At 38.6% G+C, this 13,808-nt stretch carries 10 protein-coding genes; all 10 read right to left on the bottom strand.

The window, feature by feature from the left end:
- Positions 1-10 precede the first annotated feature (10 nt).
- Positions 11-1,204, bottom strand: a complete 1,194-nt coding sequence (locus GSB9_03113) for a galactose mutarotase (GenBank protein ID UKM66523.1) — start codon at positions 1,202-1,204, stop codon at positions 11-13.
- A 27-nt stretch (positions 1,205-1,231) separates the two neighbouring features.
- Positions 1,232-2,728 carry an L-arabinose isomerase gene (gene araA, locus GSB9_03112; protein UKM66522.1) on the bottom strand — a complete coding sequence of 499 codons (1,497 nt, stop codon included), beginning with the start codon at positions 2,726-2,728 and terminating at the stop codon, positions 1,232-1,234.
- Positions 2,729-2,742: 14 nt separating this feature from the next.
- Positions 2,743-3,444 (bottom strand): L-ribulose-5-phosphate 4-epimerase, encoded by a 702-nt coding sequence (locus GSB9_03111; GenBank protein ID UKM66521.2) that lies wholly within the window; start codon positions 3,442-3,444, stop codon positions 2,743-2,745.
- Positions 3,444-5,117 carry a ribulokinase gene (locus GSB9_03110; GenBank protein ID UKM66520.1) on the bottom strand — a complete coding sequence of 558 codons (1,674 nt, stop codon included), beginning with the start codon at positions 5,115-5,117 and terminating at the stop codon, positions 3,444-3,446. Before GSB9_03110 ends, GSB9_03111 begins: the two co-directional genes overlap by 1 nt.
- Positions 5,118-5,299: 182 nt before the next feature.
- Positions 5,300-6,301: a family 43 glycosylhydrolase gene (locus GSB9_03109; GenBank protein UKM66519.1), complete on the bottom strand. Its 1,002-nt coding sequence runs from the start codon at positions 6,299-6,301 to the stop codon at positions 5,300-5,302.
- Between the two features lie 2 nt (positions 6,302-6,303).
- Positions 6,304-7,647 (bottom strand): MFS transporter, encoded by a 1,344-nt coding sequence (locus GSB9_03108; protein ID UKM66518.1) that lies wholly within the window; start codon positions 7,645-7,647, stop codon positions 6,304-6,306.
- Positions 7,648-7,747: 100 nt separating this feature from the next.
- Positions 7,748-9,451 carry a beta-xylosidase gene (locus GSB9_03107; GenBank protein ID UKM66517.1) on the bottom strand — a complete coding sequence of 568 codons (1,704 nt, stop codon included), beginning with the start codon at positions 9,449-9,451 and terminating at the stop codon, positions 7,748-7,750.
- A 21-nt stretch (positions 9,452-9,472) separates the two neighbouring features.
- Positions 9,473-11,434 carry a glycoside hydrolase family 127 protein gene (locus GSB9_03106; protein UKM66516.1) on the bottom strand — a complete coding sequence of 654 codons (1,962 nt, stop codon included), beginning with the start codon at positions 11,432-11,434 and terminating at the stop codon, positions 9,473-9,475.
- 2 nt (positions 11,435-11,436) lie between these two features.
- Positions 11,437-12,780 carry a beta-lactamase family protein gene (locus GSB9_03105; protein ID UKM66515.1) on the bottom strand — a complete coding sequence of 448 codons (1,344 nt, stop codon included), beginning with the start codon at positions 12,778-12,780 and terminating at the stop codon, positions 11,437-11,439.
- A 9-nt stretch (positions 12,781-12,789) separates the two neighbouring features.
- The gene (locus GSB9_03104; GenBank protein UKM66514.1) at positions 12,790-13,800 is read right to left on the bottom strand and encodes a family 43 glycosylhydrolase; all 1,011 of its coding nucleotides are present in this window, start codon (positions 13,798-13,800) and stop codon (positions 12,790-12,792) included.
- Positions 13,801-13,808 lie beyond the last annotated feature (8 nt).

Here is a 13,808-nt window from a genome sequence, read left to right as displayed (position 1 = left end):
CAAGATACACTTATTCTTCTTTTTTCACAGAAAATTTAAACGAAGTTTTTGTACTATATGTTTCTCCGGGATTTAAAACTACCGACGGAAAGTCTTTTTGGTTTGGCGAATCGGGATAGTGCTGCGTTTCTAAACAAAAGCCCGTTCTGTGCGCATAAACACCGCCATTAGGCATTGGCAAAGTGCCATCTAAGAAGTTTCCTGTGTAAAATTGTATACCAGGTTCTGTTGTAAAAATTTCCATCAGACGTCCACTTTCGGCATCAAAAGCCGATGCTGCTAACCTCATATTACCTTTTTCTCCATTTAACACCCAACAGTGGTCGTACCCTTTTCCAAGTTCCAACTGTTTGTTTTCAGCATTGATCTCTTTTCCAACTTTTTTGGCTTCAGTAAAATCGAACGGTGTACCTGCTACTTTTCTAATTTCTCCCGTAGGAATCAATGTACCGTCAACAGGTAAAAATGCATCAGCATTAATGGCCACTTCGTGATTTAAAATGTCTTTGCTAAAATCGCCTGTTAAATTAAAATAAGCATGTTGCGTTAAATTAATTACCGTTGCTTTATCTGTTGTGGCCTCATAATCAGCTTCCAAAGTATTATCGTCTGTCAATGTGTAAATAACAGTTATGCTCAAATTCCCAGGATACCCTTCTTCACCATCTTTACTTAGATAGGTTAGTTTTAACCCTGGATTTTTTGCATCCTCAATAGGCTCGGCATTCCAAACCACGCGGTCGTAACCATTTACACCACCGTGCAAATGGTTATCGCCATCGTTTGTAGCCAATGTATAATCTTCACCGTTTAATGAGAATTTCCCTTTTGCGATACGGTTTCCAAAACGTCCAATCAATGCTCCAAAAAACGGATTATCGTTTTGGTAATCTTCTAAATTATCAAAACCCAAAACCACATTTTCGAATTCACCATTTTTATTGGGAACTTTTAAAGAGGTAATACGTCCTCCGTAAGTGATAACGTCCATTTCAACACCGTTGGTATTTTTCAGGGTATATTGTTGTACCGTTGTACCATCTGGTAATTTACCGTAATCGGATTTCGTAATTGTTGATTTTTCTTCTGCTGGAACTTCCATAGTTTCGCTAGGTTTTTCTTTTTTATTGTTTTTACAATGTGTATTAAGCCCCACTAATACTAGGAGCAAAATACTAAAAAAAGAACGTTTAAAAACTCTCATAAAATTTAGTGTTTAGTTTGTTAATGGCTATTTGAACATATAGTATGCTTCATTAGCTTTAATGGTATTTTTGAAATCTCGGATGGTAGTATTTTCGTCAATAACCAAAGCTTCTATACCGGCCATTTCAGCAAAATCTTCCATTTGTTCAACCGAAATATTTTCACTGTAGCACGTATGGTGTGCCCCTCCTCCTAAAATCCATGCCTCACAAGCCGTTTCAAAATCTGGCAACGGTTTCCACATCACGCGCGCAACGGGCAAGTTAGGTAATTCTTCGGTAACTTCCTCACCTACAGTTTTGTTGATTAATAATCTAAAACGGTTACCAAAATCCATTAAACCAGCAACCAAAGAATCTCCTGCCCTACCGTTGAACACTAAACGAACAGGATCTTCTTTTCCTCCTATTCCAAGAGGATGTACCTCGCAAGATGGTTTATCGGCCGCCAAAGCAGGGTCGACCTCCAACATGTGAGAACCCAAAATTCTTGGCGCTGCAGGATCTAAATGATAAGTATAATCTTCCATAAAAGCGTTTCCGCCTTCAAGCTCAGAACCAATAACTTTCATGGCTCTAGTTAATGCAGCAGTTTTCCAGTCGCCTTCTCCAGCAAAACCGTAACCCTTTTGCATTAATCGCTGTACAGCAATACCTGGCAATTGTTTCATGCCGTGTAAATCTTCAAATGTATCGCTAAATCCTTTAAAGCCACCATCTACCAAGAACTTTTCCAATCCAAGTTCAATTCGGGCAGCATCTAATAAAGACTGTCTTTTTTCGCCACCTTCCAATAGCGACTCAGCCATATGATATGAGTCTTCGTATTCTTTAACCAAGTTATTTACGGCATCCTCTGAAATCGAGTTGATAACCTCAACCAAATCGCCAACAGCATAAGTATTTACAGAAAAACCAAATTTAGTTTCGGCTTCTACTTTATCGCCGTCGGTAACGGCTACAAAGCGCATATTGTCTCCAAAACGGGCAAACTTGGCACCTTGCCAATCATCCCAACCAGCGGCAACACGTGTCCAGTCGCCAATTTTCTTTTGCACAGTATCTAACGACCAGTGACCAACAACCACTTTTCTGTTTTTACGCAAACGGCTTACCATAAAACCAAACTCACGGTCGCCATGTGCTGCTTGATTTAGGTTCATAAAGTCCATATCGATAGTGCCCCAAGGAATATCCCTGTTGTACTGCGTATGCAAATGGCACAGCGGTTTTTGAAGCGCCGTTAAACCTCGTATCCACATTTTTGCTGGCGAAAATGTATGCATCCATGTAATAATACCGATACAGTTTTTTTCTTGGTTTGCTGCGGTTAAAGTTTCGAAAATCTCATCGGAAGATTTTACAATAGGTTTAAAAACCACATTTACTGGTATTAAAGCCGAATCGTTTAAAGTATTTGCTATTTCGGTTGAATTTTTTGCAACTTGCTTTAATGCTTCGTCACCGTATAAATCTTGGCTTCCTGTAATAAACCAAACTTCTTTTGTTGAAATATCTATCATTTTTGAATTTTATTTTATTGACCGTAATAAGAATTTGCGCCGTGCTTGCGGTCATAATGTTTTTTAATTAATGAATCTTTTAATCGTGGGGCATTAGGATTTATTTGTCTCGTTAAATAAGCCATTTCTGCACAAACCTCTAAAACTTTACTGTTGTAAACGGCTTTAGCTGCATTTTTTCCCCAAGCAAACGGACCGTGGTTCCCTAAAAGTACCATTTCCACTTCGGTATGCGACAATCCTTTTTCGTTAAAACAATCAATAATTTGAATACCGGTATTGTGTTCGTAATTACCCTCAATTAAATCATCACGCATTGGTGGTGCACAAGGTATATCGGCCGTTAAGTGATCGGCGTGTGTGGTTCCAAAAATTGGAATATCCATTTGTGCTTGCGCCCAAGCTACAGAGTAGGTCGCATGGGTATGGGCTATGCCTCCAATATCGTCCCATTTTTTATACAAATACGCATGTGTTTTTGTATCTGATGACGGACGCATATCCCCTTCAATGATATTATTGTCAAAATCTACTATAACGATATCCTCTGGCTTTAGCTCCTCGTAAGCCACACCACTTGGTTTAATAGCGAACACTTTATTTTCTCTATCAACAGCACTTACATTACCAAATGTATAAACCACTAAATTCAACTCATTGAGCTGCATATTGGCTTCGTAGCATTCTTGTTTTAAATCTTTGTATTTACTCATTATTATACGTTTTTCATTATGTAATCTTCAATGGTTACGGCTAAATCACTGTAACGCTCATATACCTTTTGGTAAACAGGAACATTTTCTGGGTTAGGTGCATATACTGTTTCAAAAGGGCTCGCCATATTATCCATAGCTTCAAAAGTATCTTTATAGCTATTGGCTGCTACGGCTCCAAAAACCGCCGCACCCAAAGCACAAGCTTGTTCAGATTTAACAACTTTGATAGGCATGTTTAAAACATCGGCCATCATTTGCATGATAAAAGGTGATTTTTTTGCAATGCCGCCCAAGGCGATAACGCCTTTAATTGGAATACCTTCATTGATAAACCTATCAGCAATCTTCTTAGCCCCAAAACAAGACGACTCAACCAAAGCACGAAATACTTTTGGAGATGTACTCCCTAAGTTTATTCCAGAAATGACCCCTTTAAGATTTTGGTTGGCATCTGGAGTTCTTCTACCGTTCATCCAATCTAAGGCTAGCTCGCCAGAAGCGCCTATGGGCTCTTTCGATGCGGCTTCACTTAGCTTCGGTATTAAATTATCTAATGCTTCTTCTACTAATTTTTCTCTTGTGTATTCATCAATTAAAGATGAATTTCCAATAAGTTCTTTAATTGGCCATGCCAACAAACGGTTGTACCACGCATATATATCGCCAAATGCCGATTGCCCTGCTTCAAGTCCCAACATATCTGGTATAACAGAACCATCTACTTGTCCGCAAATACCTTTAACCAAATGCTCTTCTTCTTGTTTTGGCGCCACTAAAATATCGCAAGTTGACGTACCCATGATTTTGGTAAGGAAGTAAGGCTCTATGTTTACACCAACGGCTCCCATATGGGCATCAAAAGCCCCTACTGCAACAACAACCGACGATGGTAAACCTAAACGGTTTGCCCATTCTTCGGACAATGTTCCTGCTGAAACATCTGAAGTGTATGTTTTGGTAAACAACCTATCTTTTAGTCCGTCTAAAATAGGATCTAGTGCTACAAAGAAATCATTAGGAGGCAATCCACCAAACGATTCGTGCCAAAGGGCTTTATGACCAGCGGCACAACGGCTACGCTTCATTTCCGACACATCACTTCCGCCCGTTAATAAAAAGGGTACCCAGTCGCAATGCTCAACCCATGAATAAGCCGCTTCATAAACGCTCTTATCGGCTCGTGAAACATGTAATATTTTAGACCAAAACCACTCTGAAGAATAAATACCACCTTCAAATTGTGAATAATCAATATCCCATTTTTTACAAAGCGCGTTTATTTCGTCGGCTTCCTTAATTCCGGTATGATCTTTCCAAAGCACAAACATAGCGTTAGGGTTTTCTTCAAACCCCTCTTTAAGCGCCAATGGTGTACCTGTTTTATCCACGGCTACCGGTGTAGAGCCTGTAGTATCTACTCCAATACCAACAATATTTTTCACGACACTGTCGTCAACTTCTGCAAGTACTTGTTTAATTGTAGTTTCAATACCCTCAATATAATCAAGCGGATGTTGTCTGAATTTGTTTTTTGAAGGCTCACAATATTTACCTTCTTTCCATCTGGCATAATAATGTACTGCGGTTGCCAACTCTTCACCCGTGCTTATATCAACAAGCAAAGCTCTAACAGAATCGGAACCAAAGTCCATACCTATGGTATATTTTTTCATTTAATGTTAGTTTTTTGATTTTACAAATATAGTAAATATATTGATAAGTGTAATATGCACACTTTTAAATTTTAACCTTAATGACATTCATGGATTAACTTGGTAAATCTATTATAATTTTCTAGGTTTTCAATTCAAAATCAGAAGTTTAAATGATTATCGTTCAGTATTTTAGTTATTTTTTAATAAAAATCAAAAATAGGTTTACCAGCGCCATCAAATTTTACTTCCATGACTCGTGCATGACGGTTTGGGTCGTATAAAGGGTCTTCAATAATTTCTTCCAATGGTCTAGTATCGCTTTTAGGGACCATAGCAGGATCACCAACCGCTTTTTCGTAATCCCTAGCATGATAAACGCTCAAAGGATTCCCGTTTTCATCTACCGTAAAACTGTTATGCCCTGGACCATAAATACCTTTTTCATAGTCGGATTGTAATACTGGGTACCTTGATTTTTTCCACGAATTTCTATCAAATAAATCGGCATTTTCATTGGCCTCCATCAAGCCCATGCAATAACATGCTCCTGTTGCACTAGCTGAAAATGTAATGTAAATCTTTCCGTTGTTTTTGATAACCGCTGGGCCTTCGTTAACCCAAAAACCGATACGTTCCCAATCATAATCGGGTGTAGTTAGCATGAATTGTACCGTTTTTAATTTAATTGGCGATTCCATTTCGGCTAAATATAAATTGGAAGCCGCAAATTGGCCGCCCGTTTTTTCGGCCCAACAGAAATAGCGTTTTTCGTTATTTTCAAAAACAGTGCCGTCCAACGAAAAATCGATAAATGTTTTGTTATCGCCATCTGCAGCTTGCATTTGTCCCAATTCCACCCATTCGTCCTTTAAAGGGTCTTGACCTGAACATTCAAGAACATAGGGCCTTAATTTCCAAATATCCTCTTCTTCACTAGCCGCAAAATACACGTACCATTTTCCGTCTAAATAATGAATCTCAGGCGCCCAAATGTGACGACTCATTGGTCCACTTTCATGTTTGCGCCATACATTAAAAGTTTCTGCATTTTGCAATTCTTTTATTGTTTTGGCTCGTCTTAGCTCAATAACATCATAGGTCGGCACCGAACCTGTAAAGTAGTAAAACCCATCTGTATGTTTATAAATAAACGGGTCGGCACGTTGTAAAACTATTGGTGCATTTTTGTCTGAACTCCCCATTTCTATATGTTTAGTTTAATTTTGATTTTTTCGTAATATTCATCCGTAATTTTGTAACGGAACATTAAGCTTCCCATAATTACATGAAACAGCCCCGGAATGACTGTAAGCATCAAGGCTATACCCCATAATGCATACTCACTTTGCGTAGCGGCTTTAGGCACATATTCAAAGAAGTCTAATAAATACCCTACTGCTGCTCCTGCTAAGCCCATTCCTAATTTTTGGGCAAACGAAATACCTCCAAAAGAAAGCCCAGAAACCCGCTTACCCGATTTGGCATGACCATAATCTACCGCTTCTGCTATGGCCGACCAAAATACCGGCGCATGTAAATCGACAACAAACGACAATATAAAATACAGCACATAAGCCAATACCATGTTTCCTGGTTTAACCGCAAATAGCATGACTAAACTAATTAAACCCACTGCAAGCTGCGTCCATTTAAACAGTTTTACCTTGCAGTAGCGTTTCGTTATAAAGGTTGAAGCCGGCATAGCCAAGATTGCCGCAAAAACACCGGTTGCCATAAAAGATGATTGTACACTGGCATCGCCATCAAGGAAATATTTTGCATAAAATATAGCCACCGAATTTCGTATAACATAACCTACCGTACCAAAAAAGCAAACACCAAATAGCAATGTCCATTGGCCATTTTTTAACAACAGCTTAAATTGCTCTGAAAGCGGTTTACTTTCTACTTCGTGCTCTACACGCTCCTTTGTGGTGAAGAAACAAAACAAGAAAAGTACGGTTCCTAAAAAGGCCATTAATCCCATGGCGAGCTGATAACCTCTAGCAATATCGTTCTTACCTAATTTTTCTGCAAGAATGGGCACAACAATAGATACCAGAAAAGCAGCAACCTTTGCAAAGAAAAGTCTATAGCCATTCGCTGAAAGACGTTCTTGGGGATCACTGGTAAGTACTCCAATTATGGATATATATGGAATAGTTACCGAGGTAAACATTATAGTTACGAACACATAGGTTAGGTAGGCATAAATCATTTTCCCCGCATAATCAAAATTTGGTGTAGTAAACGTTAAGAAAACGGAAAGCCCAAAAGGCACTGCTAGAAATAGAAAATAGTGCCGGTACCTACCCCATTTTGTTGTTATTTTATCGGTAATCATCCCCATAAGCGGATCGGTAATCGCATCGATTAACCTTACCAACAAAAACAAAAGCGCCATATCTTTGGGTTTTAACCCAAACACATCGGTATAAAAAAATGTAATGATAAGGAACATGGAAGATATTACCACGTTCACAGCAGCGTCACCAGATCCATATCCTATTTTTTCTAGAACGCTTAACTTTTGGTTTTCGGTTTTCATAAGTTTAATTTATTAGAAGTTTTGCCGAGAAAAAACAATCCTCCCAACAGTTGTTTAGTTTGTTAATTTACATTAATTCAGTTGATTGACAACAGCCCATTTACCAATCTAGTTTTATTAAGGATATGGCCTGTCTGGGCAAATCTATATCAATACTTGTTTTTCCTTTATTAATTTGTTTCCATTCAGGAGACCCATACAAATGCAAATGGCCAGCTTTTTCAAGACTTTTGATTTGGTCTTTAGTAGGCTTTTGAGGAGACCCCATTTCCTTCCAAAGCGTGTAAGAATTACTAAACTCTTGGTCAACCCTATAATGGTTTATCAGTACTTTCTCTGATGGAATATTATCTATAGATAATTTGACCAATGATGATGGCACATTTAAATCATTATTATCATGGTAATTCCAAACCATTACGGCGATAGAGTTTTCACATTTTGAAGCTATGGCATTAATATCAGGGTTTTCTCCTCTTACACTTTCGTCCCTAACCTTTAAAAAGTTATAGGAAAGGTTATCCTGCTCTACCTTAATTCGATTACCAGACATCATTCCAAACATTCTAAAAACATTCAACACTGGCTTATCCACTCCATTAGTAGCCATATCTCTAAAACCAGCATACCACGGTTGGTTTTCAAACTCAAACCCCCAAGTTACGGCTCCTAATAGATTAACCCCATAATGGTCTGCCAATTCATATTTCCTGGCAAAAGAAGCTGCGGTGTAGCTAGCATACATGGTCCCATTCCTGTATGCATTATGCGGATAATCTGCCTCGGAACACGCTGCACAACCTTCTGGGTCTGATTCACCAATGATAATTGGCAAATCCTTAAATTCTGGATAAGATGCTATGATTTCAAAACCTTTGCTAATATCCCTAAGCTGTGCACCCATATTCATTTGCACCATACCATCAACCACTTTAGGGCTACCTTTAGCATGGAAGGTTATAAAATCCAGAGGCGCGCCTGTTTCTCCTGTGGCATAGTTCTTTCCGTTTTTAACATGATCCAAGAATGTACGTAAAAATTCTGCTGCTTTGTCCCATCCAGGTCCAGTGGTTTCTGGTCCTCCCATTTTTGCTGTTGGCAATGCTCTTTTTACCGCATCGGCACTATAATCGTATAATTTCATGTATTCTTCGGTAGTACCTTGCCAGTAGCCTATATTAGGTTCGTTCCAGAGCTCCCAATACCAACTTTCTACTTCTTCTTTTCCATAGCGCTCCACGCAGTGGGTCACCCATTGATACACCAATTCGGCCCATTTTTCGTAATCTTTAGGAGGGTGTGCCCAACCGGTGTAAATATCTTCGTAGGCCGCCCCGGGTTTCCAATAATGTCTGTAAGGCTTTGGCTTTGCAGACAGTGCTTCAGGCATAAACCCGATTTGGGCAAAAGGCTTCATGCCTCTTTCAATATAAGTATCGAATATTTTGTCAACTATAGTCCAATCGTAAACAGGGTTCCCATTTTCATCTTCGGTATAAGCGTTCGTTGAGCCCCATTTTAGTCCATGTGTGCCTTCTCCGGTAACCAATAGACTATGGGCACGAACGTTTACAGGAACTGGACTTAGTGCGGCCATTTCGGAGAGTAGTTTTTTACCATCTTTCATGTACGTATAGTTAGGTTCATCATAGCCCCACCATGCCCAAATGGGGGTCATAGGTCCTATTTCCTCAGCAGCATCAACATTAATTGCCAATGGCTTTTCTTGACCAAAACTACTCGCTTGAAAAACAAGCAAGCCTACTAAAAGTAACTTCTCTGAAATACGTTTGATGACTCGCATAATACTCATTTTTAGTGCAACCTATTCTATTTCTATCCAAACCTTCATTTTATTTACGCCTCGATTAGACCAAGCGTAGTAAGGAATGGCTTTTAATTTATTTTTTTTAATAGTGTTTACGCCTTTTAAAATAGATTCATTTTGAATTGCGTATTGATCTGAAGACGATAATGAGATTTTATCAAAATTTGGGTTGTCCACTTCCTCGACAGCATATACCAAAGGACCATATTCCAAAGATAGTTTCCCTCGGTCTTCTTCTACCTTTTCATTGGCTTTAACTGTTCTTACCTGCATTGGAAAATTGAGTTCAACGTTATCATTGGCCTTCCAGTTTCTGGTTATTTCAAAATAGCCATCTTTAATATTGGCATCCATTTTTTTACCATTAATTATAAGTGTAGGTTCACTTTGTAAATTATTGGCATAGGAGTATAAATCGCTTGGCAATACTTCATTTCTGCTCCATGCGGGCACTCTGAATTTTACAGTGGTTTCAGAAGGAGATATGACCGAAAGTTTCACTTTACCGTTCCACGGATACAATGTTTCTTGGGAAACCGATATTTTTCCACCATTTAAATCGATATTGGCGTGACTCGATGCATACAGGTTGACATAAATGGTTTTATCTGATTTTGATTTTGAATAGATAAGCCCTGGCACCGAGGGAATAAAACGAATAATATTAGTAGGGCAACACGAACAATCAAACCAAGCTTGACGTGTACAAGCGCCACGATTGAATTTATAAACACCATCTGATTCTAATGCATTCGGATAGAAAAAATGAGTGCCATCCAACGATAAACCTGAAATTAAACCATTGAACAGTGTACGTTCAATCACATCAAAATATTTAACATCACCATATAAATTGTGCAACCTGTGGTTCCAGTATACATCACCAATAGCGGCACAGGTTTCGTTGTAGGCCGTTAAATTGGGCAACTCATAGTTTTCCCCAAACTGTTCTCCCTCATGCTTTGCACCAATACCCCCAGTAATGTACATTTTCTTGCTTACCATATTGTCCCACAATTTGTTTATCGTATTGGCATATAAACTATCGTTTTGAATTGCGGCAATATCGGTCATCGCAGCGTACATGTACATAGCCCTAACCGCATGGCCAACTACCTCTTCTTGCTCTACAACAGGAATGTGGTCTTGAGAATATGGGCCAAATAGTTTGTGGTTATCAGGATTTCCTCGGTTATCTAAAAAGTATTTTGCTAGTTTTATATATTCTTCTTTTCCCGTAATTTGGTACAGTTTTATCAATCCGGTTTCTATAATTTGATGCCCTGGGACAGCATCGATTTTATCTTCTTCCTCTCCAAAGGTCTTTACCATTAAATCTGCATTCTTTATTGCAATGTCCAAAAAGTTCCGTTTGCCGGTTGCTTTATAGTGTACCACTGCGGCCTCATACAAATGCCCCGCGTTGTACAACTCATGGCTCATAAACAGGCCATCCCACCTAACTCCTTTTTCAGTTTTCACCCAAGGCGCAGGTGGTTTTGCTGGATTAATGGTTCTCCAGGTAGTTAAATAGCCATCTTTTTCTTGTCCTATTTTAATAATGCCTATTAGGGAATCCAATAAGATTTCCAACTCTTGATTGGGCGCACTGATGAGGGAGTTTGAAGCACCTTCAATAATTTTATATACATCGGTATCGTCAAAAGGCATGGCGCCTTTTACTTCACCTTCCATCTCTCCGCCAGCAATTAAAAAATTGTCTAAACGCCCCTCTTCTTCACATTTCGAGATGGCATATTCAATGGTTTTTTCTTGAACGCGTTTGATGATTGGTAGCCAAAATTCATCTGTTACTTTTACGTTTTGTATGTCTACAGGTTGAATCTTATAACCTTCTAACTGCTGTTCAGTTTTAGCATTTCCTTGTTGTTTAGAATTACAACCTATCAAGCTAATTACCGAGAACAAAAATATTATTTTTACTCTGCTAAAATTCATTTTTAGTTTGTTTTAGTTGTATCAAATACATCATATACTTCTTCTAAATATTGCGTATATAGTGGATCTCTTTTATACATGTTGATATAAAACAGAGCAATTAAATCCTTTTCTGGATCAATGATATATTCTGTACCTAACATACCTCCCCACCAAAATGCGGTATTTGAAACTTTATTAATATGCTTGTTTTTTTCGTTAGCTAATTGAAATCCTAATCCGAATTGAAAACTTTCACCACCAGAATTTACTTCTGGCAAACGATTAATTTTTGTCATTTGGGCAATTGTTTCGGGCTTTAGAATACGGCTGCCATTAAATTTTCCTTCGTTCAATAACATTTGACAAAACTTAGCATAATCCTCTATTGGGCCATTTAATCCGATAGCACCTTCTGCATAGGTTTTATGGCTGCTTACAGTACCTTCGGCGAACATCGTTGAGCCAGGTTCTAATTTTCCGTCAACCAGACTGTAAGGCTTTACAAAACGTGTTAAGTATTCAGGTTGATAATACCAGTCCGTATTTACCATATCCAAAGGTTCTAAAATAGTTTCCTTTACGAATTTTTGTAGTGGTTTGCCTGAAATACGTTCTACAATATATGCCAACATATTGGTGCTTACATGATAATTCCAATCTGAACCTGGATCGAAACCTAACGGATAACTCACCAAATCCAACATCTCTTCTTCTAAATATTTTGAATTTGGATTACCTCCAAAACTACGCTGTCCTTTATAAGTCTCTGTCGAATCAATCTTCCCGAATTCACTTAAATTAGTACTTTTTCTATTTTCTTTTTTTCGGATATCACTTACCAGTCCTGCATTTAACCCCGAAGAATGTGACATTAAGTGCACAAAGGTCATAGGTGTTTTAACTGGACGAGTTTCGTAAGTACCATCTTCATTTACCTTGGTAACCACTTGGTCTGGAATTTCTGGATAATATTTTGACACTGGGTCATCAATAGCTACCAATCCCTGCTCAACTAATATCATAAAAGCAACTGTTGTAATGGCTTTGGTTTGTGAAAATAGCACATAATAGTCATCAACTTTAGCGGGAATATTATTTTCAATATCCTTTAACCCAAAAGCTTTGTTGTAAATCACATTGCCGGATTTAGCTACAAATGCTGTAACACAATTTAGTTTCTCCGTATCAACAAAAGATTGAAGTAGAGAATCGATGTCTGCGATTTCATTTTTATTGATATCAAGATTGTCTAAATCGACATTCTTGTTGAAGCTCTGTGGTGCTTCCTGTTGTTGAGGATTTGTGTTTTTACATCCAATAAAAATGTATAGAAATAAGAATAAAACAATGTTTAACTTTTTCATATTTATCAATTAAAACTTAACGGTTGGCCATTCAGCTCTATCCCATTCAATGGTTTTAACAATCAATTTAGATCGGCCTTTGTCCTTTTTGTCATATCCGTGTGCTACAAAATAGGTCTTACCATCAAAATCGTAAACAGCGCAATGACCAATTCCCGCATATTCTTCGGTTTCACCTGCTACAAAAGTACCTCCACCAGCATAAAGAGGGCTCCCTTCTTTGTCAAAATAAGGCCCGCGTATGTCTCGAGACCGCCCCACCAATACCTTATAGGTGCTATCTAATCCTCTGCAGCAATACCCAGTTGAAATAAACAGGTAATAATACTGATGCCTTTTATAAATAAATGGTGCTTCGATGGTCCCATCTCCAGGATCGGTATCTGGCATGCCAAAAGTGCGTTTCTGTTTGGCAATAGTGTACCATTCCTGAGGCTCTGCCAGAGCTTTCATAGTAGAATCTAACTTTACAAGCTTGAGACCACCCCAAAAGGATCCAAAGGACAGCCAGCCGGTGACCCCGCCACCCCATTTTCTATCAAAATAGACATTGGCATCAATTGCATTCCAAAAATCCCTGCCAGGTATGGATTGAAGAATCATACCGTGGTCTATCCATTTATAATCAGGGCTATTTTGATCTAAAGTTTTATTGGTCATCACGCCAATCGCCGAAGTGTTTTTGGCGAATGCTGATGGAGAATAATACAAATAGTAAGTACCGTCCAAAAACTGAATGTCCGGAGCCCAATAGCCTCGTCCACGATAACCTGCGATAATGTCGTCTGTTACCCAATCCAATTCACTGGGAACAGGTTTAATTCTCGTCCAATTTTCAAGATCTTGACTTTTTGCCATCCCTCCTCCCGTGGTAAACAGGTAGAAGGTGCTGTCTTGTTCTATTACTACGGGGTCATGAGCCGTAAAACCTTTTGAATCATCTGGTTTCCAGTCTGGTTGTGCGATAGCTAATGTGCTACAAAGCATCAATAAAAAGAGGAAAGTATGTTTTGGCTTCATTGTAATTT

Source organism: Flavobacteriaceae bacterium GSB9 (assembly GCA_022749295.1).
Classification (GTDB): Bacteria; Bacteroidota; Bacteroidia; order Flavobacteriales; family Flavobacteriaceae; genus Flavisericum.
The sequence above is the reverse complement of the archived record's forward strand: the minus strand, read 5'-3'. Positions and strand labels throughout refer to the sequence as shown.

Bases quoted from the DNA above. Each gene is read 5' to 3' on its own strand.
- GSB9_03113 (UKM66523.1), bottom strand. From the start codon at position 1,204: ATGAGAGTTTTTAAACGTTCTTTTTTTAGTATTTTGCTCCTAGTATTA.
- araA (UKM66522.1), bottom strand. From the start codon at position 2,728: ATGATAGATATTTCAACAAAAGAAGTTTGGTTTATTACAGGAAGCCAA.
- GSB9_03110 (UKM66520.1), bottom strand. From the start codon at position 5,117: ATGAAAAAATATACCATAGGTATGGACTTTGGTTCCGATTCTGTTAGA.
- GSB9_03109 (UKM66519.1), bottom strand. From the start codon at position 6,301: ATGGGGAGTTCAGACAAAAATGCACCAATAGTTTTACAACGTGCCGAC.
- GSB9_03108 (UKM66518.1), bottom strand. From the start codon at position 7,647: ATGAAAACCGAAAACCAAAAGTTAAGCGTTCTAGAAAAAATAGGATAT.
- GSB9_03107 (UKM66517.1), bottom strand. From the start codon at position 9,451: ATGCGAGTCATCAAACGTATTTCAGAGAAGTTACTTTTAGTAGGCTTG.
- GSB9_03106 (UKM66516.1), bottom strand. From the start codon at position 11,434: ATGAATTTTAGCAGAGTAAAAATAATATTTTTGTTCTCGGTAATTAGC.
- GSB9_03105 (UKM66515.1), bottom strand. From the start codon at position 12,780: ATGAAAAAGTTAAACATTGTTTTATTCTTATTTCTATACATTTTTATT.
- GSB9_03104 (UKM66514.1), bottom strand. From the start codon at position 13,800: ATGAAGCCAAAACATACTTTCCTCTTTTTATTGATGCTTTGTAGCACA.